We start from the raw sequence: 21,628 nt of genomic DNA, 5'->3' as shown, positions 1-21,628 counted from the left end.
CCCGGGCACGCCGTGAGGAGTGCAGCCTGCGATTATGGCACGGATACGACAGCCGATCCGTGCGAACCCTAGGTTTTGTCGCCTGGGGGCGACGCCAGCACCCGCCGGGCCATGCTCTGGGCGATGGCCTGCCGACCCGCCACCCAGGGCGGACCAGCCACGGCGCGGGCCTCGCGCGCGGCGGGCTCGTCGAGCAGGGCGAGCGCACGGTCCAGCGCGGCCGGCAGGTCGGGCAGCCGCTCGGCGGCTCCGGCCGCGCAGGCCGACTCGGCCGCGGCCGCAAAGTTGAAGGTGTGCGGTCCCATCAGCAGCGGGCAGCCGCAGGCGGCGGCCTCGATCAGGTTCTGCCCGCCCAGCGGCGCGAAGCTGCCGCCCAGCAGGGCCAGGCCGCCGGCCGCAGCCGCGCTGTAGTAGGCCGCCATTTCACCCAGGCTGTCGCCCAGCCAGACCGGCGCCTGCGCGGCCTCGGGCGGCGGCAGGCCCTCGGCCCCCCAGGCGCTGCGGCGGCTCAGCGGGCCCAGCGGGGCCAGCAGGGCCGCAACGTCGTCGAAGCGCTGCGGATGGCGCGGCACCACCAGCAGCCGCAGGCGGCCGGCCAGGCTCGCGGCACGCGCCTGCCAGGCGGCGAGCAGGGCGGCCTCCTCGCCCTCGCGGCTGCTGGCGAACAGCAGCAGCGGCAGGCGGCTGGCGGCCGCCCAGGCCCTGCCACGGGCCAGCAGCGCGGGCTCGGGCCGCAACTCGAACTTCAGGTTGCCGAGCGCCTCGACCCGGCGCACGCCGGCGGCCTGCAGGCGGGCGGCGTCCTCGGGCGTCTGGGCCAGCGCACCGGCCAGGGCACGGTGGGCCGGGCGCAACAAGGCGTCGAAACGGCGACCGCGACGCAGGCTGCGTTCGCTGAGCCGCGCATTCAGCAGCCAGACCGGCAGGCCCTGAGCCTGCGCCTCGGCCAGCAGGCCGGGCCAGACCTCGGTCTCCATCAGCAGGCCACAGCGGGGCCGGGCCCAGGCCAGGAAGCGGCGCACCGGACCGGGCGCGTCCCAGGGCAGCCAGACCTGGCGATCGCCGGGTCGCAGCAGGGCCGCGCCGGCGGCCCGGCCGGTGGCGGTGCCATGGCTGAGGATCAGCCGCAGCGCCGGATCCTCGGCGCGCAGGGCCTCGATCAGCGGCTCGGCCGCCCGCGTCTCGCCGAGCGAGACGGCATGCAGCCAGACCGCGCCGGGCGCGGGCGGCGGCTCGCCGTAGCGGCCGAAACGTTCACCGAGCGCCTGCCGGTAGCCCGGCTCGGCCCGGCCCCGCCAGGCCAGGCGGACCCGCAGGGCGGGCGCGAGCAAGGTGCTGAGGCCGCGGTAGAGGCCGAGGGCCAGGGCCTCGGCGGACGACCGCTCGGGCGCGGTCGCGGCCTCGCCCGCCTCAGTGGGCGGCGGCACCGAGCACGGCGTCCGGCTTGACGGCCTTCAGCGCAGCGAGGAAGGTGCCCTCGATGCGATGCAGCGCCGCCTCGGTGTGGCCTTCGAAGCGCAGCACCAGCACCGGGGTGGTGTTGGAGGCGCGGATCAGGCCGAAGCCGTCGGCGAAGTCGACCCGCACGCCGTCGATGGTGACGACCTCGCTGGCGCCCGGGAAACTCAAGGCACCCGACGCCACCTGCTCGCGCAGGGTCGCGACGATGGCGTGGTGCTCACCCTCGGCACAGGCCACATTGATTTCCGGCGTGCTGAAGCTGGTCGGCAGGGCGTTCAGCACGGCGCTGGGGTCGGCCTCGCGGCTGAGGATCTCCAGCAGGCGGGCGGCGGTGTAGGTCGCGTCGTCGAAGCCGTACCAGCGCTCGGAGAAGAAGATGTGGCCGCTCATCTCGCCGGCGATCGGTGCGCCGGTGGCCTTGAGCTGGGCCTTGATCAGCGAGTGACCGGTCTTCCACATCATGGGCTGGCCGCCGGCGGCGCGTACGGCCTCGGTCAGGCGCTGGCTGCACTTCACGTCGTAGATCACCGGCTCGCCCGGGCGGCGGGTCAGGATGTCGCGGGCGTAGAGCATCAGCTGCCGGTCGGGGAAGATGTTCTGGCCGTCGCGGGTCACCACGCCCAGGCGGTCGCCGTCGCCGTCGAAGGCCAGACCCAGCTCGGCCCCGGTCTCGGCCACGGTGCGGATCAGGTCGCGCAGGTTCTCGGGCTTGGACGGGTCGGGGTGGTGGTTGGGGAAGTCGCCATCGACCTCGGAGTACAGCTCGATCACCTCGCAGCCCAGGGCCCGCAGGATGCCGGGCGCGCTGGCGCCGGGGATGCCATTGCCCGAGTCGACGACGATCTTCAGCGGCCGGGCCAGCTTCACGTCGCCGACGATGCGCTGGGTGTATTCGGCCAGCAGGTCGACCGGGGTCACGCGGCCGCTGCCCTGGGCGTAGTCCTCGGCCTCGATGCGCTTGCGCAGGCCCTGGATCTCGTCGCCGTAGATCGCACGACCGGCCAGCACCATCTTGAAGCCGTTGTAGTCCTTGGGGTTGTGGCTGCCGGTGACCTGGATGCCGCTGTTGCAGCCGATCGCGCCACGGGTGGCCGCCGCGTAGTACAGCATCGGCGTGGTGACCGCGCCCAGGTCGATCACATCGACACCGGCTGCGGTGAGACCGCGCGACAGCGCCGCCACCAGCTCCGGCCCCGAAAGCCGCCCGTCGCGGCCGACGGCCACGACCTTCTCGCCCAGGCGCACCGCCTCGCTGCCGAAGGCCCGGCCGAGGTGCTCGGCCAGGGCGGCGTCGAGCGTCTTGCCGACGATGCCGCGGATGTCGTAGGCCTTGAAGATGCTGGCGTCTACATGCATGGGAGGAAGTCTCCGGGACGGGGATGGGTGGGAAAGGGGGCTCGGGCCATTCTAGGGACCAACCCTGAGGTTTCGGCCGCCCCACCCGCCCCGAGCGGAGGGGGTGCGGACGGCGCGGCAGGCCAAGGGCTTACTCGTCGTCGCCGCCCAGCACCGAACCCAGCAGGCCGCCGCCGGCAAAGCCGCCGAGCACCGAGCCCTCCTCGCGCCGGCCCCCCATCTGCGGCGCGGCCGCGAACACGCGGCTGGCGAGGCGGCTGAAGGGCAGGCTCTGCAGCCAGACGGTGCCGGGACCGCTGAGCTGGGCAAGGAACAGGCCTTCGCCGCCGAAGAGCGCGGTCTTGATCTTGCCGACGTACTGGATCTCGAAATCCACGCTCGGCGTGTAGGCCACCACGCAGCCGGTGTCGACCCTGAGGGTCTCGCCGGGCTTGAGCTCGCGCCGGACGACGGTGCCGCCCGCGTGGATGAAGGCCAGGCCATCGCCCTCGAGCTTCTGCATGATGAAGCCCTCGCCGCCGAAGAAGCCCACCGAGAGCTTCTGCTGGAAAGCGATGCCGAGGCTCACGCCACGCGCCGCGCAGAGGAAGGCATCCTTCTGGCAGATCAGCGTGCCGCCCAGGCGGGACAAGTCCATCGGCAGGATCTTGCCGGGATAGGGCGCCGCGAAAGCCACCCGTTGCTTGGCCTGCGCCTGGTTGGTGTAGACCGTGGTGAACAGCGATTCGCCGGTGATCAGGCGCTTGCCCGCGCCGAGCAGCTTGCCGAAGAAGCCGCCCTGCTGGGCCGAGCCGTCGCCGAAGACGGTGTCCATCGTGATGCCGGCTTCCATGAACATCATGCTGCCGGCCTCGCCGATGGCCGCCTCGCCGGGGTCGAGTTCGACCTCGACGAACTGCATCTCGCTGCCCTTGATCTCGAAATCGACCACATCCATCGCCATCCTGAAACTCCTCGCGCAAAGGGGGCGCCGACGGGGCCGGCGCATGCGGCGCGGATGTTAGCGAGGCGCCCCGACGCGCCCGGGCCTCACCAGGGCAGTTCGCCGCGGACGAAACGCCGGGCCGCTTCCGGCAGGGCCGCCCCGCCGTCGGCGAAGAAGGGGCCGACCGGCGCATCGGCCAGCACCCGGCCCTGCTCCAGATAGAGCACCCGGGTGGCCAGGCGCTTGACCTGCCCCAGGTTGTGCGAGGCGAAGACCAGGCTCATGCCGCCGGCCGCCAGGCCCTCGATCAGGGCCTCGACCTCGCGCTTGGCGCCCGGGTCCAGGCTGGCGGTGGGCTCGTCCAGCAGCAGCAGGCCGGGCCGGCCGGCCAGGGCCCGGGCCAGGGCCAGGCGCTGCTGCTGGCCGCCGGACAGCGCACGGGCCGGACGGGCGGCCTCGGCGCGCAGGCCGACCTGGTCCAGCAGCTCGGCCACCCGCGCGGCCGGCTCGGGCTCGACCGCGCCGGCCAGGCGCAGGGCCAGGCGCAGGTGCGCGGCCACCGACAGACGCAGCAGCGCCGGCCGCTGGAAAAGCATGCCGATGCGCAGCGCCGGGGCCTGCAGGCACAGGCCGGCATCGGGCCGGCGCAGGCCGTGCAGCAGGCGCAGCAGGGTGCTCTTGCCCGAGCCGTTCGCCCCGACCAGGGCCAGCCGCTCACCCGGCGCCAGGCGCAGGTCCAGCGGGTGCACGGCCGTGCGCGTGCCGAAGCGCACGCTGGCGCCGCGCAGCTCGATCAGCGCCGGCTCAGTCATGCGCCTGCCCCTCCACCGCCGCCTCACCACGACCCTGCCAGGCCCGCAGCGCGGCAATGCCCAGGTTCAGCAACAGCACCACGCCCAGCAGCACCAGGCCCAGGGCCAGGGCCAGCGGCAGATCGCCCTTGCTGGTCTCCAGCGCGATCGCGGTGGTCATCACCCGGGTGTGCCCCGCGATGTTGCCGCCGACGATCATCACCGCGCCCACCTCGGCCACCGCGCGGCCGAAGGCCGCGAGCACCACCGTCAGCAGGGCCAGGCGCTCGTCCCACAGCAGCAGCAGGGCCGCCACCGGTCGGCTGGCGCCCAGCGAGCGCAGCTGCTCGCCGTGCAGGGCCCAGGGTGCTTGCAGGGCCTGCCGGGTCAGGGCCACGACGATGGGCAGGATCAGCACCGTCTGCGCGATCACCATCGCCGTCGGCGTGAACAGCAGCCCCCAGCGACCCAGCGGACCGGAGCGCGACAGCAGCAGGTAGACCACCAGACCCACCACCACAGGCGGCAGGGCCAGCGAGGTGTTGAGCAGCGCCAGCACCAGACGCCGGCCGCGGAAGCGGCTCAGCGCGAGGGCTGCGCCCAGGCCCAGACCGATCAGCGCGGCGATCAGGCTGGCCGTGCCGCTCACGCCCAGCGACAGGGAGACGATCTGCCCCAGCTGGGGATCGGCCCCACGGATCAGGGCCAGGGCCGTGAGGACGCTGTCGGCGAAGGTGTTCAAGGTCAGGGCGGCACGAAGGCGGCAGGGCACCAGGCCGGGCCCGTCGGGCCCCTGCCCCTGCGGCACACTGCGGCGGCGGATTCTCCCGAGGGCCTCGTCCCCTGACCATATGAAGCCCGATGCATAGGATTGACCTCACCTACGCGCTGCGCAGCACCCTGCCCGACGATCGCCGCCCGCCGGCCCTGCACCATCCGCTCTTCGCCCTGCTGGATGCCCTGCACCGCAGCGGCTCGATCAGCGCGGCAGCCCAGACCCTGGACCTGTCCTACCGCCACGTCTGGGGCGAGCTCAAGCGCTGGGAAGGTGAACTGGGCCGCGAGCTGGTCGTCTGGGCGAAGGGTCAGCGCGCCGCCCTCACGCCCTTCGGCGAAAAGCTGCTGTGGGCCGAGCGGCGCGCGCAGGCCCGCCTGGCGCCGCAGGTGGAAGCCCTGCGCATGGAGCTGGAACGCGCCTTCGACGACGCCTTCGACGACCGCGTCGACGTCATGACCCTCTGCGCCAGCCATGACCAGGCCCTGCCCCTGCTGCGCGAACTGGCCCGCGAACAGGGCCTGCACCTGGACCTGAACTTCATGGGCAGCCTGGATGCCCTGCGCGCGCTGGATGCAGGCCAGTGCACGATGGCCGGCATCCATGTGCGGGACGGGGTCGCGCGGGCCTCGGTCAGCGCGCGCATCTACCGGCCGCGGCTCAAGCCCGGCCACCACAAGCTGATCGGCTTTGCCCAGCGCACCCAGGGCCTGATGGTGGCGCCGGGCAATCCCCGCCGGATCGCGCGGCTCGACGACATGCTGCGCGCCGATCTGCGCTGGGTCGGACGGGCCGAAGGCACCGGCACCCGCATCCTGCTCGACGAGCTGCTGGCCGAGGCCGGCCTGGAGGCCCCGCCGGCCGACCTGACCGAGCCCTCGCACGTGGCGGCCGCCCAGGCCGTGGCCAGCCGTGCCGCCGATGCGGCCTTCGGGCTGGAAGCCGCCGCGCGGCAGGCCGGGCTGGACTTCATTCCCCTCGTGCGCGAGCGCTACTTCCTGCTGACCCTGAAGAGCCTGCTCGACAGCAGCCCGGCCCTGCAACGCCTGGTGCGCCTGCTCGGCTCGACGGCCTGGGCCCAGGTCCTGGCCGGCCTGCCCGGCTATGCCGCCACCGAGCCCGGCGCCGTGCTGGCCCTCACCCGCGTGCTGCCCTGGTGGACCTACCGCAACCCGCCCCGCCCGGCGGCTGAAGGGGTCGCGGCCCCGCCGATGGCCTGAGTCGCAGCCCGCGGCCCAACGCCGGGCGCGAGGCCGGCGGGCCGGGTCAGCGCGTGTCAGTCGCGGCCGCCACGGCCCTTGCCGTGCTCCCCGTCGCCCCGCCCGGGGCCATGACCGTGGTCGCGGTCCGGCCCGCGGCCCTTGCCGCCACGGTCACGGTCGTGGTCACGGTCGTGGCCATGCGGGCGGTCACGGTCCCCGTGCCCCTCCCGGTGCGCGTGACGGCCGCCGCGCTCGTCGTCGCCGCCATGGCGCCGCCGGTATTCGGGCGCGTAGACCCCGTCGTACCAGTCGTTGCGGACGAAGTAGACGGGCGTGCCGCAGGCGTCGTAGCGATGGCAGTGCTTGCGCCAGTTCTTGCGGTGGCCGGGTGGCACGTTCAGGTAGAGGGGCCGCGACCGGTGGCCGCCCTCGACGAGGATCACCGGCCGCGGCGACACCAGCACCGGCCGCGGGAAGGTGCCGATGTCGATCACGCCGTAGAAGCCGGGCTGGCCGATGCGGACGGAAACGCCGACATCGACGTCGGCGGCGTGGGCGGCAGGCAGGGCGGCCAACACCAGGCCGGCGGCCAGCCAGCGGCGGATCGGGCGGGGGATGGACATGGGGGGACTCCTTCGTGTCGTCGGGATCGGCGGGCCGCCGGTGCCCCGGGCGACATGGTGCCAGCCCGATGTCGCTGCCGCGCGGGGCCGGTGGGAAGCAAGGTGAAGGCGGCCGGGTCGCGGCGCTACTCCACCCCGGCCATCAGCGGCGGCGGAACGGCGGCGGGAAGGCGGACCTGCCGGCGCCGGCACCAGCCGAAGAAGCGCGCCACCTCGTCGCGTCGCGCCAGGGTGTCGGCGGTCCCCAGGGCCATCAGCTCCGCGGTGTAGGCCGACTCGAACAGCAGGTAGCTGGCCAGGGCCGCGCCACGGGCCTGCTCGCCCCGCCCGGCGACGCCGACCCCGCGCAGCAGGGTGCGGACCGGGGCCGGCAGGGCCTGCAGATGGCGGGCGGCCAGGTCGTCCAGGCGCTGGCTGGGCGCGATGACCAGCACCTCGATCGGCCGCAGATGGGTCTGGCCGCGGGCGCTTTCCGGCAGCAGGGCCAGGGTGCGGTTGATGCGCTCCAGGCGCTCGATATCCACCGCCAGCGCATCCAGGAAGATGTTGGACAGGGCATGGCCGGCCACCTGGGCCAGGCTGGGGTAGGCACCGTCGTCGCCGCTGGGCGGGCGGGCGGCCGCTTCGTGCATGCGGCCCGCGCCGATCACCAGGATGCGTTCGGCCCCCAGGTGCACGGCCGGCGAGATCGGCGCGGCCTGGCGCATGGAGCCGTCGCCGCACCAGTGCGCGCGGCCGTCCACCGCCAGCGGCTGGGCCGGGAAGACGAAGGGGATGGCGGCCGAGGCCAGCAGGTGGCGGTGGGTGATGGGGCTGGCCACGGCCAGGCGCTGCGAGCGCGTCCAGGGCTGGATCGGGTGCCGGGCCTGGACGAAGGTCAGGTGGGTCCCGGTCGAGTAGCTGGATGCGGTGACCGCCAGGGCATGCAGGTGGCCGGCCTCCATCAGCCCCGGGACCCGACCCAGGTCGATCCAGTCGCGCAGCAGCTGCTCCAGCGGCGTGTTGTCGAGCAGGGAACGCGGCCGTGCGCGGCGCCAGCGGGCGATGGCCCAGCCCACGGTCAGCATGGTCAGCCAGCGTGCGCCGGTGCGGATGACACCGAAGGCGTCGGCGCGGTAGACCTGCTCGGCCGAGAAGCCGGACCAGACGCGGCCCAGGCTGTCCACCGCGGCATCGAAGTCGTCGGCCCGGCTGGCCAGGGCCGCCGCATTGAGGGCCCCGGCCGAGGTGCCGACCAGGATGGGAAAGGGGTTGCCCCCGCCCGCCGCAGCGCAGTCCCGGCGGATGCGGGCCAGGGCCTGCAGCACGCCCACCTGGTAGGCGGCGCGTGCCCCGCCGCCGGTCAGCAGCAGGGCAGTCCGCGGGGCATGGGAGGGTTCCGGGGCCATGCCGCCAGCTTGCGACCGGCCGGGCCGGGGAGAGCCCCGGAAATGCCCGCGGGCGGCCGTGCCATCCGCGGCTTGCGCGGACGGCGCCCTCCGCCTCAGCCCGCCTCGTAGACCAGGCGGGCGCCGTCCGGGGCCAGGGCGCGGCAGCGCTGCAGGGCCTCCTCGCTGGGCAGGATGCGGGCGTCCTCGCCCAGGTCCAGCTCGACCTCGCCCCAGGGCCGCTGCAGCCGCAGCTGCAGGCGCAGGCCGAGCAGCTTCTCGCCGCCTTCGGGCAGCTCGATGCGTCGCGGCGGGAAGTCGCGCAGCAGGGCCTGCACGCCGTCGAGCAGCGTCCGCTCGGCCGGACCGAGGCCGCCGCCCTCCAGGCCCAGCGCCAACTTCACATGCCGGCCGAAGCGGCAGCGCGCCTCGCCCAGGCTCCAGACCTGGTTGACGTTGAGCCGCAGGCCGCCACTGAAGCGGTCGGGCTGCACCTTGCCCTGCACGATCACCAGTTCGTCGTCACGCAGCAGCTCGCGGTTCGCGTCGAGCAGCTCCTCGTTGGCCACGGCCTCCAGGGTCTCGCTGCGGTCGTCGAGGCTGAAGATCGCGACCCGGCCGCGCTGGCCGTTGACGACCCGCAGGCCGGTGACGATGCCGGCCAGCAGCTGCGGCTCGCGGCTGTCGATCAGGTCGGCGATCTTCAGCTTCGCGAAGCGCCGCACCTCGGCGGCATGCTCGTCGAAGAGGTGGCCGCTCAGGTAGAAGCCGAGCGCGGTCTTTTCGTGGCCCAGCTGCTCGCGCACGCTCCAGGGCGCGGTGGCCACGAGGGCCGGTTCCTGGGTGGAAGCGCCATGCACGTCCTCGCCGCCGAAGTCGAAGAGGCCGCCCTGGTCGGCATGGCGGGCCTGGGCCTCGGCATCCTCGAAGCCCAGGCCGATGCTGGCGACCAGGGCCGCGCGCTCGGGCGTGATGCGGTCGAAGGCGCCGGCCTTCACCAGGGCCTCGACGGCGCGCTTGTTCACCCGCTGGCGGTCGATGCGGCGGCAGAAGTCGAAGAAGCTGCGGAAGGGGCCGCCGGCCTCGCGGGCCTCGACGATGGCCTCGACCGCGCCCTGCCCCGTGCCCTTGACCGCACCCAGCGCGTAGCGGACGCGGCCCCGCTCCTTGAACCCCTCGCCGTCCTGCTTCGGCAGGCGGCCCGGCTCGCCCTCGGCCGGCGGATCGACCGGCTCGAAGCCCCAGGTGCCGGTGTTGATGTCCGGCGCCTCGAAGACGATGCCGAACTGCGCGACGGCGTCGTCGTGGAAGATCTTCAGCTTGTCGGTGTCGTCGATCGACACCGTCATGTTGGCCGCGAAGAACTCGGCCGGGTGATGCACCTTGGCCCAGGCCGTGTGATAGGCCAGCAGGGCGTAGGCCGCGGCATGCGACTTGTTGAAGCCGTAGCCCGCGAACTTCTCCATCAGGTCGAAGATCTCGTTGGCCTTGGCGGCGTCGATGCCCTTTTTGTCGGCGCCCTCGGCGAAGATGACCCGGTGCTTGGCCATCTCCTCGGGCTTCTTCTTGCCCATGGCCCGGCGCAGCAGGTCGGCGCCGCCGAGCGAGTAGCCGCCGACGATCTGCGCCACCTGCATGACCTGCTCCTGGTAGACCATGATCCCGTAGGTCTCCTTGAGCACGCCCTCCATCAGCGGGTGGGGGTACTCGACCTCCTCGCGACCGTGCTTGCGCGCGCAGAAGCTGGGGATCAGGTCCATCGGCCCGGGGCGGTACAGGGCCACCAGGGCGATGATGTCCTCGAAGACGCTGGGCTTGGCCTCGCGCAGCATGCCCTGCATGCCGCGCGATTCCAGCTGGAACACGGCCACCGTCCGGCCCTCGCTGAGCAGGCGGTAGGTGGCGCGGTCGTCGAGGGCCAGGGTCTCGAAGCTGAAGTCCTTGCGCGCGGGGTGGCGCGCGACGATGAACTTCCGGGCCAGCTCCAGGATGGTCAGCGTGGCCAGGCCCAGGAAGTCGAACTTCACCAGGCCGATGGCCTCGACGTCGTCCTTGTCGTACTGGCTGACCGCGCTGTCGCTGCCGGGCTGCTGGTAGAGCGGGCAGAAGTCGGTGATCTTGCCGGGCGCGATCAGCACGCCGCCGGCATGCATGCCGATGTTGCGGACCAGGCCCTCCACCCGCTCGGCCAGGGCCAGCAGTTCGGCCACCTCCTCTTCCTTCTGCTCGCGCTGCTCGATCTCCGGCGCCTCCTTGCGCGCATAGATCAGGCCGGGGTCGGGCTTGTCGCCGGGGCGGGCCAGGGTCACGGTCTTGCCAGGCGGGGCCGGCACCAGCTTGGCGATGCTGTCCACATGGCCATAGCCCATGCCGAGCACCCGGCCCACGTCGCGCAGCGCCGCCTTGGCGGCCATGGTGCCGAAGGTGGCGATCTGGCTGACCGCATCGCGGCCGTACTTGAGCTTGACGTAGTCGATGACGCGGTCGCGGTTGCCCTGGCAGAAGTCGATGTCGAAGTCGGGCATCGAGACCCGGTCGGGGTTCAGGAAGCGCTCGAACAGCAGGTTGTAGGCGAGCGGGTCCAGGTCGGTGATCTTCAGCGCATAGGCCACCAGGCTGCCGGCGCCCGAACCGCGGCCCGGCCCGACCGGGCAGTCGTGCGTCTTGGCCCAGTTGATGAAGTCGGCCACGATCAGGAAGTAGCCGGGGAAGCCCATCTTCAGGATCACGCCGATCTCGAAGTCCAGCCGCTCCAGGTAGCGCGGCCGGGCGGCTTCGCGGGCCGCCGGATCGGGATAGAGCTGGACCAGACGCTCCTCCAGCCCGGCTTGCGAGGCCTCGCGGAAGTAGTCGGCCATGGGCATGGGCACGGGCACGCCGTCCGGGCCGGGGCGCAGCGGGGTCGGGAAGTCCGGCAGCTGCGGCTTGCCCAGCACCAGGCTCAGGGCGCAGCGGCGGGCCAGGGCCACGCTGTTGGCCAGGGCCTGCGGCAGGTCGGCGAAGCGGGCCTGCATCTCGGCCGTGGTCTGGAAGCGCTGTTCGGGCGTGAAGCGCTTGGGCCGCTTGGGGTTGGCCAGGGTCTCGCCCTCGGCAATGCAGGTGCGGGCCTCGTGGGCCTCGAAGTCGTCGGCCGTCAGGAACTGGATCGGATGGGTCGCGACCACCGGCAGGCCCAGGCGGGCCGCGAAGGGCAGGGTCGCGCGGACCAGGGGCTCGTCCTGCGGCCGGCCGGCGCGCTGCAGCTCCAGCACATAGCGGCCGGGGAAGATCGCGGCCAGCTGCCGGGCCAGGGCCTCGGCCCGGGCCTCGTCACCGGCCAGCAGGGCTTGGCCGACCGCGCCGAGGTCGAAGCCCGAGAGCGCGATCAGGCCCGTGGCGCGGGCGGCCAGCGCGTCCAGCGTCAGGCAGGGGGTGGTGCCGCGGTGCAGCTCGCCGGTCCAAGCCGCGCCGAGCAGCTCGGAGAGATGGCGGTAGCCCTGCGCGTCCTGGACCAGCAGCAGCAGGCGGGTCGGCACGCGGTCGGCCGCCTCGGGCGCCAGCCAGACCTCGGCGCCCAGCAGGGGCTGCACGCCCTTGCTGCGGGCCTTGTTGTAGAACTTGATCGCGCCGAAGAGGTTGGCGAGATCGGTCACCGCCAGCGCCGGCTGGCCGTCGGCCGCAGCGGCGGCCACCAGATCGCCGATGCGCAGCGTGCTGTCGACCACCGAGAACTCGGTGTGGCTGCGCAGGTGGACGAAAGGGGTCGGCTTGGGGTCGGCGCTCATCGGGGCATCCTAGCAAGGCCCCCTGGGCGGTCCGGCCGGCGGAGACGGACCGGACACGGTCGGCTGCGGCAGGGGCACCGGAGCCCCCGGGCGGCCCGGCCCTGCGAGGCCCTCTTCCTAGAATCCGGCCCATGTCCGATGCCCCTGCCCCACCGGCCGCCGTGCTCAACCTTGCGGCCTATCGCTTCGTGCCGCTGGACGAACTGCCGGCGCTGCAGGCCGCGATCCGGGCCGCCGCCGAGGCCGCCGGCCTGCGGGGCACGGTGCTGCTTGCGCCCGAAGGCATCAACCTCTTCCTGGCCGGCCCCGAGGCGGCGGCCCTGGGCCTGCTGGCACAGCTGGGCCGGATCGATGCCCGTCTGGCGGCCCTGCCCGCCAAGCGCAGCTGGAGCGAGGCCCTGCCCTTCGCCCGGCTGAAGGTCAAGATCAAGCGCGAGATCATCCGCATGGACCGGCCGGCCGTGCAGCCCGCCGCGGGCCGCGCGCCAGCGGTCGATGCCGCGACCCTGGCCCGCTGGCTCGACGCCGGCTGCGACGATGCCGGCCGGCCGCTGCGCCTGCTCGACACCCGCAATGCCTGGGAAGTCGACGCCGGCCGCTTTGCCGGCGCGATCGACTGGCGCCTGGACAAGTTCAGCGCCTTCCCCGAGGCCCTGGCGGCGGCGGCCGACACGCTGCGCGACGCCACCGTGGTCAGCTACTGCACCGGCGGGATCCGCTGCGAGAAGGCGGCCCTGCTCGGTGCCGAGCTGGGCCTGACGCACCTGCTTCAGCTTGAGGGCGGCATCCTGCAGTACCTGGAGACCGTCGGCGGCCGGCACTGGATCGGCGACTGCGTGGTCTTCGACGAACGCGGCGCGCTCGACCCGGCGCTGCGGCCGGCAAAGCCCGCGCCGGCGCAGCCTGCCGGCGGCGCGACGACACTGGCCGGGTGACACACGCCGCGCCCAGGCCCCTGCTCGAACTGCAAGCGCTCGCCAAGCGACATGGCGAGGTGCCGGTCTTCCGCGAGGTCTCGCTGCGGCTGGAAGCCGGCGAGTTCCTGGCCCTGGTCGGCGATTCGGGCGTCGGCAAGTCGACCCTGCTGCATGCGGTGGCTGGCCTGGAGCCGATCGACGCCGGCCGCCTCTGGCTGGACGGCGAGGAGCTCGGCGGGCTGGACGAGGCCGGCTGGGCGCGGCTGCGCCGCGAGCGCCTGGGCTTCGTCTTCCAGGCCTTCCACGTGCTGCCGCAGCTGACCGTGGCCGAGAACGTCGGCCTGCCGCTGCAGTTGCTGGGCCAGGCGGGGGATCGCATCCGCGCCCGGGTGGCCGAGATGCTGGAGGCCACCGGCCTGGACGGCCTGGGCGGGCGGATGCCGGCCCAGCTTTCGGGCGGGCAGCTGCAGCGGGTGGCGATCGCACGGGCCCTGGTGCACCGGCCCCGGCTGCTGCTGGCCGACGAACCGACCGGCAACCTGGACCCGGGCACCGCCGCCCGCATCCTCGACCTGCTGGACGCCGCCCGGCGCCGCGAAGGCACGGCCGTGCTGCTGGTCACCCATGCCGAGGCGGCCGCCGCGCGGGCCGACCGCGTGCTGCGCCTGCACCCCGACGGACTGCGGCCCGGCCGCAGCGGCTGAAGCCGCCCCGTGCCGGGCCGTGTGCAGGGCCCCGGAAGGCCCCGCGCGCTGCGACAGGCTCTGCGCCGTGGCGGATCAGGTGGCCGTCGTCGCCGGCTGCAGCAGGTTCAGCAGGCTGGTGTCGGTGTCACCGAGCAGCGAGCTGACCAGACCGCCGGACAGCAGGCCGTCGGTGCCGCCGAGCAGGCCGCCTGCCAGCCCTTCCGAGCCCAGCAGGCCGCCGACCAGACCGTCCGGCCCCAGCAAGCCGTCGAGCAGGCCACCGCCGCTGCCGCTGCCGAGCAGACCACCCAGCAGGTCGCCGCCCAGCAGATCGCCACCGAGCAGGCCCCCCAAGAGGTCTCCCCCCAGCAAGCCGCCGAGCAGGCCGTCGGCACCGAGCAGACCGTCGAGCAGCCCGCCACCCAGCAGGTCGCCGCCCAGCACATCGCCGCCGAGCAGGCCGCCCAGCAGATCTCCACCCAGCAGCCCGCCGACCAGGCCGTCGGCACCGAGCAGGCCATCGAGCAGGCCGCCATTCAGCAGGTCACCGCCCAGCAGGTCGCCGACCAGCGGCAGACCGCCCAGCAAGCCCCCCGTGCCGCCCCCCAGCAAACCGCCCAGGAGACCGTCGGCGCCGAGCAGGCCGCCCAGCAGATCCCCACCGAGCAGGCCGTCCAGCAGACCGCCGCCGAGCAGGCTGTCCCCGAGCAGGCCGCCGCCCAGCAGGCCACCGATCAGGCCGCCGTCGACGCCGAGCAGGCCGTCGACCAGGTCGGTCACCGGGCTGAGCAGACCACCGACCAGGTCGGTGACGGTGTCGAGCGTCGGCACCAGGGCCTCGGCCAGCAGCGTGTCGTCGCCCAGCAGGCCGCCGACGTCGGTCAGCAGGTCGGCCGCGAGCAGATCGACCGTGTCGAGCAGGCCGGCGACCGTCTCGGTGCTGTGGCCGGCCAGCACATCGGTGCCGACCAGGTCCCCGACCAGATCGGTCAGGTGGTCCACCAGGTGGTTGACCGTGCTGGAGACGGCATCGCCGCCCAGCAGGTCCAGGGTGGGGGTCAGGCTGGCCACCAGGCCGTCGACCTGGTCCAGCGCACCGCCGCCGTTCAGCTCGGGGCCGAGCAGGAGGGCGTCGAGCTGCGAGGTGATCGCGTCGAGCTGGCCATTGACGTTGCCGAGCAGCGGATCGAGGGCCGCGGCGGTCTCGGCGCCCAGCAGGCCACCCAGCAGGCCGGAGACGACGCCCGTCACGCCTTCGACGGTGCGGTCGACGCCGGAGGTCAGCGTGGACGGCAGCGGCGCGGGCGGCGGCGGGGGCGGCGGGTTGTCGTTGTCGTCGTCATCGTCGAGCGCGGCCGCAGCGGCCAGGCCGCCGCCGAGCAGGGCCGCGGCCAGCAGGCCCGCCCCGGCGGCATCGTCGAAGAAGCCGGCCGCCCCGGCCACGGCCGAGCTGCTCTTCTTCAGCATGACGATCGGCTCACCGGCCGGATCGACGATCTCGACGAAGGCGGCATCCCCGGCCACGACCAGCAGGTCGGCCGGCGGCGCATCGGGATCGACCGCCGCCGGGCGGACGATGACCTCGGAGTTCGGCGCAACCTTCACCAGCGCCTGGCGATTGCCCGGACCGTTGGGCACCAGCACCTCGACCGCCTCGGCACCCGTCACCACCCGATCGCCGGCCAGCAGGGCCTGGCCGCGCGGCACGTTCACGACGCCTCCCTGGCGCATCACGGCAACCGGGATCTCGGGGTTCGTGGGGGCAGCGGCGGCGACCGTACCCAGCTCGACGGGTGCCACGGTCGTGGACGTTGCGTCCGCAACGAAGGCCGCAGTCGGCTCGGGCTGGCTTGAATTCATGAAGGCTCCTGCACGGGGGAATCGGGATCTTGGGCAAGGGCGAACCCTCACGCGAGCCGCAGGCTAGCGGCCCGGACGCCCCAAGGCGGTGTGGGTGTGTGTGCAGTCGTTTCTGACGTCAGCAAACGTCATGGAATGGCAGCCCGCCCCCCTCAAGCGGGTGGCCGGCCGTGGCACGGTGTCCACGGCCGGTCCATGCCCCTCGAAGCCGCGCCCGGTCGATCGGGCTTCGACAATCGCGCCGATGTCTGCCCGCCCTGCCCTGACGACCTTGCTGCGCACGGTCTCCCACCCGGTCTGGCGGGCGCAGCGCCTGCGGCAGGGGCTGGCGGCGTTGGCGGTGGCGCTGGGGGTGGCGCTGGCCTTTGCCGTGCATCTGATCCACGGCTCGGCGCTCGACGCCTTCGAGTCCGCCGGCCGGCGGGCCGATGCCGCGCCCGACTGGGTGCTGCAGGCCGCCGCCGGCGACTTCGACGAAGGCGTGCTGACCGAGCTGCTGGCCTTGCCCACGGTCGCCCAGGCCCTGCCCCTGCTGGAGGCGCGGCTGCAAGCGGCCGGGCCGGGCCAGCCCGCGCTTCGGGTGCTGGGCCTGGATGCGCTGGCCGCGGCTTCGCTGGCGCCCACGCTGCTCCCCCGCCCGCAGGATCGCGAGCCCCTCGCCGCCCTCGACCCCGGCCTGATCTTCCTGAATGCTTCCGCCCAGCAGGCCCTGGGCCGGGCGGCCGGCTCGACGCTGCGCCTGGCCGGACCCGAGGGCCGCGCCCTGGACCTGGCGGTGGCAGGCGACTTCGCCGATGCCGGCCCACCGCTGGCCGTGATGGACCTGGCGGGCCTGCAGCCCCTGGCCGGCCGGCTGGGCCGGCTCAGCCGCATCGAGCTGCGCCTGGCCGAGGGCGTGGACCGCGAAGCCTTCCGGCGCGACTGGCAGCAACGCCATCCACCCGAGGCCGGCCTGCAACTGCAGAGCGCGGCCGACCGGACCAGCCGCCTGGCCGGCGCCTCGCGGGCCTACCGGGTCAATCTGACGGTGCTGGCCGGCATCGCGCTGTTCACCGGCGCCTTCCTGGTCCATGCGGTGCTGGCCCTGGCAGTGGCGCAGCGCCTGCCGCAACTGGCCCTGCTGGGGGTGCTCGGCGTGCCGGCGGCGCTGCGGCGGCAGCTGGTACTGGCGGAGTCGGCGCTGATCGGCGGTTTCGGCAGCGTCGCCGGCCTGCTGCTGGGGGCCGGCCTGGCCTGGCTGGCGCTGCGCCTGCTGGGCGGCGACCTGGGCGGCGGCTACTTCCCGGCCGCTGCCGAACAGGGCCCCGGCCTGCGGGTGGGCCTGGGGGCCACGCTGGTGCACGGCACGCTGGGCCTGGGCGCGGCCCTGGTCGGCGGCTGGGGGCCCGCACGCGCGGCCGAGCACCTGACCCCGACCCAGGTGCTCAAGGGCGTGGCGACGCTGGACGGCCCCGGGCCCGGCCGCCTGCGCGCCTGGGCCGACCCCCTGCTGCTGCCGGCCGGTCTGCTGCTGAGCCTGCTGCCGCCGCTCGACGGGCTGCCGCTGGGCGCCTACCTGGGCATCGCGCTGATGTTGCTGGGCGGCATCGCCTGCGTGCCGGGCCTGGCCCGGCGGCTGCCCGCGCCGGCCTGGGCGCAGGGCCCGAGGCGTGCGCCGGCGGCGGCCGGCTGGCACACCCTGCTCGGCCTGGCCCTGGCGCGCGCGCGGCGGCAGCGCCAGCAGGCCACGGTGGTGGTGGCCGGCGTGGTCGCCAGCCTGGCACTGTCGGTGGCGCTGACGGTGATGGTGGGCAGCTTCCGCGGCGCGGTGAGCGACTGGCTGGATGCGGTGCTGCCCGCCGCGCTCTACGCCCGCCTGGCACCCGTGGCCGGCGAGACGCCCCCGCTGCCGCCCGGCCTGCGCGAAGCCGCTGCCGCCCTGCCCGGCGTGCGCCGGGTCGACACCCTGCAAAGCCTGCCCCTGCAGCTGGATCCGGCACGGCCGGCGGTGACGCTGATCGCCCGCAGCCTGCCCGAGCGGCCGGACGAGGCCCTGCCGCTGATCGGCCCGCCCTGGCGGGGCCGCGCGCCCGAGCCGGCCGTCTGGGTCAGCGAAGCCTTCGCGCGCCTCTACGGCAGCCAGCCGGGCGATCGCCTGCTCCTGCCCCTGCCCGATGCGGCCGGCCGCCACCGCCCGGTGGCCCTGCGGGTGCACGGCATCTGGCGCGACTACGCCCGCCAGCACGGCGCGCTGGTGATCGACCGCCGCGACCACCTGGCCCTGGGCGGGCAGGACGCGCCGCAGGACCTGGCGATCAGCCTGGACGAAGGTGCCTCGGCCGACGCGGTGGCCGAGGCCCTGCGCGCTGCGGCCGCCCGCCTGCCGGGCGGCCAGGGCCTGGCGCTGCAGCGCGCCGACGGCATCCGCCAGCTCTCGCTGGAGATCTTCGACCGCAGCTTCGCGATCACCCGCTGGCTGCAGGCCGTGGCGATCGGCATCGGCCTGTTCGGCGTGGCGGCCAGCCTGTCGGCCCAGGTGCTGGCCCGGCGGCGCGAGTTCGGCCTGCTGCTGCACCTGGGCTTCAGCCGCCGCCAACTGCTGGCCCTGGTGACGGCCGAGGCGGCGGTCTGGGCCCTGCTCGGCATCGTGCTGGGCCTGGGCCTGGGCCTGGCGATCGCGGCCGTGCTGATCCTCGTCGTGAACCCGCAGAGCTTTCACTGGACGCTGCCGATGCAGATCGACCCCCTGCCCCTGGCCGGCCTGGCCCTGGCCGTGCTGGCCGCCACCGTCGCCGCGGCCGCGGCCGCGGCCCGGCGCGCCCTGCGGGTCGACCCGGTGCGGGCCGTGCGCGAGGACCTGGGATGAGCCCCCGCCTGCCACGCCGCCCGATGCTGCTGGGCCTGGGCGGGCTGGTCCTGGGCGTGCCGCCGACCGGCCGGGCCGCCGGGGCCGCGGTGCCGCCGCTGCACACCAGCCTGCCGCTGCGCCTGCCGCGCGACCACGGCGCCCATCCCGCCTGGCGCACCGAGTGGTGGTACCTGACCGGCTGGCTCGGCCGGGGCGCGCAGCCGCTCGACGACCCGGCCCCCTGGGGCTTCCAGCTCACCTTCTTCCGCCGCCGCGGGCCGGCGCCGGCCGACCATCCCAGCCGCTTCGCGGCGCGGCAGATCCTGTCGGCCCACGCTGCCCTCACGCCGCCCGGCGGGCCCGGCCTGCGCCATGCCGAGGCCGTGGCCCGCAGCGGCTTCGGTGCCGCCGAGGCGGCCGAGGACGACACCCGCGTCCACCTGCGCGACTGGCGCCTGCTGCGCGTGGTCGCCCCCGGCCGGCCGGTCGAGGGACCGGGCCACCACTACCTGGCCGAATGGTCGGCGGGCGGCATGCGCGCGCGGCTGCGCTGCGAGAGCACGCAGCCGGTGCTCTTCCAGGGCGAGCGCGGCTGGTCGCGCAAGGGGCCGGACCCCGAGCAGGCCAGCCTCTACCTGAGCGAGCCGCAGCTCCAGGTCCACGGCGAGCTGCAGGTCGACGGCCGCCGCCACACGCTCAGCGGCCGCGCCTGGCTGGACCATGAATGGAGCGAGGCCCTGCTGCACCCCGAGGCCGTCGGTTGGGACTGGGCCGGCATCAACCTGCACGACGGCGGCGCGCTGACCGTGTTCCGCCTGCGCCGTGCCGACGGCAGCACGCTGTGGGCCGGCGGCAGCCACCGGCCGGCCGGCGCGACCGAGGCCCGCGCCTTCGCGCCGGGCGAGCTTCGCTTCCACCCCGGCCGGCTCTGGCGCAGCCCGGCGAGCGGAGCCCGCTACCCGGTCACCTGGACGATCGAGAGCCCCGCCGGCCGCCACACCTTGCGCGCCCGGCTCGATGCGCAGGAGCTGGACGGCCGCGCCTCCACCGGCGCCGTCTACTGGGAGGGGCTGTCGGACCTGTTCGAGGCCGGCGGCCGGCCGGTCGGCCGCGGCTACCTGGAGATGACGGGCTACGCCGCCGCGCTGAAGCTGTGAGCTGGCGCGGCCGGGCGGGCCGTCGCCCCGCCTCCTACACTGCCGGCGCCCCGCTGCCCGGGGCGCCTCCCCGCACGCATGAGCCCCGCATCCCCCGCCTCCCCCAACGCCGCCGGCCGCCGTCTCAGCCCGCTGCGCGGCCTGCTGCCCTTCTTCCGCCCCTACCGCGGCCGGGTGCTGCTGGCCGCACTCTTCCTGGTGCTGGCCGCGGCCAGCACCCTGGCCTTTCCGGTGGCGCTCAAGGCCCTGGTCGACCAGGGCTTCATCGCCGCGGACCCGGGCGAGCGCCTGTTCGCGCTGCGCGGCCACTTCCTGGCCCTGTTCGGCGTGGGCGTGGCGCTGGCGGTGTTCTCGGCTGCACGCTTCTACATGGTCAGCTGGATCGGCGAACGCGTGACGGCCGACCTGCGCAATGCCGTCTACCGCCATGTGCTGAAGCAAAGCCCCCAGTTCTTCGAATCGACCCAGGTCGGCGAGGTGCTCTCGCGCCTGACCACCGACACGACGCTGGTCCAGACCCTGGTCGGCTCCAGCCTGTCCATGGGCCTGCGCAACACGGTGATGGGCCTGGGCGCCCTGGCCATGCTCATCGTCACCAACCCGGTGGTGATGGCGCAGGTGCTGGGCATCCTGGTGGGCGTGGTGCTGCCGGCGATCTGGGCCGGGCGCAAGGTGCGGCGCCTCTCCCGCGCCAGCCAGGACCGCGTGGCCGACAGCAGCGCGATCGCCGCCGAGGTGCTGGGTGCCATCCCGGTCGTGCAGGCGCACGGCCAGGAGGCGCGCGAGGCCAGCCGCTTCGACGATTCGACCGAACGCGCCTTCGGCACCGCCGTCAAGCGCAGCCGCCTGCGCGCGGTGCTGGTGGCCTTCATCATCGCGGCCACCTTCGCGGCCCTGCTCTGGGGCCTGTACCAGGGCACCCAGGCCGTGGTGCGCGGCGAGATCACGGCCGGCCACCTGGGCCAGACCATCGTCTACGTGATCATCTTCGTCGGCTCCGTGGCCGTGCTGGCCGAGGTCTGGGGCGACCTGCTGCGCGCGGCCGGCGCCAGCGAAAGGCTGCTGGAGCTGCTGCACGGCGTCTCGCCCATCCAGGAGCCGCGCGAGGCCCAGGCCCTGCCCGCACGCGACCCGGCCGGCGTCGCCCTGCGGCTCGAAGGCCTGCGCTTTGCCTACCCCTCGCGGCCCGACACCCTGGCGCTGGACGGCTTCAGCCTCAGCGTGCGCTCGGGCGAGACCGTGGCCCTGGTCGGTCCCAGCGGGGCCGGCAAGAGCACGCTGTTCCAGCTGCTGCTGCGCTTCTACGAGCCGCAGCAGGGCCGCATCGAGCTCGACGGCGTGCCCATCGCCCGGCTGCGCCTGGGCGAGCTGCGCAGCCGCATCGGCCTGGTGCCGCAGGACTCGACCGTGTTCTCCACCAGCGCGCTGGAGAACATCCGCTACGGCCGGCCCGATGCCAGCGAGGCCGAGGTGCTGGCCGCTGCCACCGCCGCCCAGGCCGACGGCTTCCTGCGCGCGCTGCCCGAGGGCTATGCCACCTACCTGGGCGAGCGCGGCGTGCGCCTCTCGGGCGGCCAGCGCCAGCGCATCGCGATCGCCCGCGCCATCCTGAAGAACGCGCCGCTGCTGCTGCTCGACGAAGCCACCAGCGCGCTCGACACCGAGAGCGAACGCGCCGTGCAGGCTGCGCTGACCGAGGCCATGCGCGGCCGCACCACGCTCGTCATCGCCCACCGCCTGTCCACCGTGCAGCATGCCGACCGCATCGTCGTGATGGAGCAGGGCCGCATCGTCGACATCGGCCGCCATGCCGAGCTGCTGGGCCGCTGCGCGCTGTATGCGCGGCTGGCGGCGGTGCAGTTCGATGAGGCGGGGGCGGTGGGGTGAGGCCAGGGCACCCATGCGCATGATCCCTGC

At 74.4% G+C, this 21,628-nt stretch carries 15 protein-coding genes; 6 read left to right on the top strand and 9 right to left on the bottom strand.

The features are described 5' to 3' along the window. Window positions 1-68: 68 nt before the first annotated feature. The 5 genes from H4F90_RS03410 to H4F90_RS03390 form a co-directional block, all read right to left on the bottom strand. Complete coding sequence (locus H4F90_RS03410) at window positions 69-1,427, bottom strand: 3-deoxy-D-manno-octulosonic acid transferase (RefSeq protein ID WP_407926154.1); 1,359 nt, start codon at window positions 1,425-1,427, stop codon at window positions 69-71. After that, window positions 1,411-2,817, bottom strand: coding sequence for a phosphomannomutase/phosphoglucomutase (locus H4F90_RS03405; protein WP_182661478.1), 1,407 nt, complete (start codon window positions 2,815-2,817; stop codon window positions 1,411-1,413). The genes H4F90_RS03410 and H4F90_RS03405 overlap by 17 nt, the downstream gene beginning before the upstream one ends. 130 nt (window positions 2,818-2,947) lie before the next feature. Then, window positions 2,948-3,760 carry a TIGR00266 family protein gene (locus H4F90_RS03400; protein ID WP_182661477.1) on the bottom strand — a complete coding sequence of 271 codons (813 nt, stop codon included), beginning with the start codon at window positions 3,758-3,760 and terminating at the stop codon, window positions 2,948-2,950. A gap of 86 nt (window positions 3,761-3,846) precedes the next feature. Continuing rightward, window positions 3,847-4,554 (bottom strand): ATP-binding cassette domain-containing protein, encoded by a 708-nt coding sequence (locus H4F90_RS03395; protein WP_182661475.1) that lies wholly within the window; start codon window positions 4,552-4,554, stop codon window positions 3,847-3,849. Continuing rightward, window positions 4,547-5,275, bottom strand: a complete 729-nt coding sequence (locus tag H4F90_RS03390) for an ABC transporter permease (protein ID WP_182661473.1) — start codon at window positions 5,273-5,275, stop codon at window positions 4,547-4,549. The genes H4F90_RS03395 and H4F90_RS03390 overlap by 8 nt, the downstream gene beginning before the upstream one ends. 119 nt (window positions 5,276-5,394) lie before the next feature. Between H4F90_RS03390 and H4F90_RS03385 the strand changes: the two genes are divergently transcribed. Then, window positions 5,395-6,528, top strand: a complete 1,134-nt coding sequence (locus tag H4F90_RS03385) for a substrate-binding domain-containing protein (RefSeq protein ID WP_182661471.1) — start codon at window positions 5,395-5,397, stop codon at window positions 6,526-6,528. Between the two features lie 56 nt (window positions 6,529-6,584). Here H4F90_RS03385 and H4F90_RS03380 read toward each other — a convergent pair whose 3' ends face one another. The 3 genes from H4F90_RS03380 to dnaE form a co-directional block, all read right to left on the bottom strand. Continuing rightward, complete coding sequence (locus tag H4F90_RS03380) at window positions 6,585-7,133, bottom strand: hypothetical protein (protein WP_182661469.1); 549 nt, start codon at window positions 7,131-7,133, stop codon at window positions 6,585-6,587. Between the two features lie 125 nt (window positions 7,134-7,258). Continuing rightward, the gene (locus H4F90_RS03375; RefSeq protein WP_182661467.1) at window positions 7,259-8,521 is read right to left on the bottom strand and encodes a patatin-like phospholipase family protein; all 1,263 of its coding nucleotides are present in this window, start codon (window positions 8,519-8,521) and stop codon (window positions 7,259-7,261) included. A 95-nt stretch (window positions 8,522-8,616) separates the two neighbouring features. Then, on the bottom strand, window positions 8,617-12,264 hold the full coding sequence (dnaE, locus tag H4F90_RS03370; protein ID WP_182661465.1) for a DNA polymerase III subunit alpha: 3,648 nt from the start codon (window positions 12,262-12,264) through the stop codon (window positions 8,617-8,619). A gap of 131 nt (window positions 12,265-12,395) precedes the next feature. Here dnaE and H4F90_RS03365 point away from each other — a divergent pair, with 131 nt between their 5' ends. Together H4F90_RS03365 and H4F90_RS03360 are read left to right on the top strand one after the other, a co-directional pair. Beyond that, entirely contained in the window at window positions 12,396-13,199 is an 804-nt protein-coding gene (locus H4F90_RS03365) for a sulfurtransferase (protein WP_182661463.1), read from the top strand. Then, the gene (locus H4F90_RS03360; protein WP_407926153.1) at window positions 13,196-13,885 is read left to right on the top strand and encodes an ABC transporter ATP-binding protein; all 690 of its coding nucleotides are present in this window, start codon (window positions 13,196-13,198) and stop codon (window positions 13,883-13,885) included. The genes H4F90_RS03365 and H4F90_RS03360 overlap by 4 nt, the downstream gene beginning before the upstream one ends. A 75-nt stretch (window positions 13,886-13,960) precedes the next feature. On the opposite strand, the gene H4F90_RS03355 is transcribed toward H4F90_RS03360, so the two are convergent. Beyond that, on the bottom strand, window positions 13,961-15,727 hold the full coding sequence (locus H4F90_RS03355; protein ID WP_182661461.1) for a hypothetical protein: 1,767 nt from the start codon (window positions 15,725-15,727) through the stop codon (window positions 13,961-13,963). 244 nt (window positions 15,728-15,971) lie between these two features. Between H4F90_RS03355 and H4F90_RS15730 the strand changes: the two genes are divergently transcribed. The 3 genes from H4F90_RS15730 to H4F90_RS03340 all read left to right on the top strand — a co-directional run bounded on the left by H4F90_RS15730 (window position 15,972) and on the right by H4F90_RS03340 (window position 21,598). Next, window positions 15,972-18,572 (top strand): ABC transporter permease, encoded by a 2,601-nt coding sequence (locus H4F90_RS15730; RefSeq protein WP_182661459.1) that lies wholly within the window; start codon window positions 15,972-15,974, stop codon window positions 18,570-18,572. Continuing rightward, a complete protein-coding gene (locus H4F90_RS03345; protein ID WP_235972022.1) occupies window positions 18,569-19,711 on the top strand; it encodes a lipocalin-like domain-containing protein in 1,143 nt (380 codons plus the stop codon). The genes H4F90_RS15730 and H4F90_RS03345 overlap by 4 nt, the downstream gene beginning before the upstream one ends. Window positions 19,712-19,789: 78 nt before the next feature. Then, complete coding sequence (locus H4F90_RS03340; RefSeq protein WP_182661457.1) at window positions 19,790-21,598, top strand: ABC transporter transmembrane domain-containing protein; 1,809 nt, start codon at window positions 19,790-19,792, stop codon at window positions 21,596-21,598. Window positions 21,599-21,628 lie beyond the last annotated feature (30 nt).

The organism is Aquariibacter albus (genome assembly GCF_014145335.1).
Taxonomy (GTDB): domain Bacteria; phylum Pseudomonadota; class Gammaproteobacteria; order Burkholderiales; family Burkholderiaceae_C; genus Aquariibacter; species Aquariibacter albus.
Note: the sequence above shows the minus strand (reverse complement) of the source record. Positions and strands in the feature narration are given on the sequence as shown.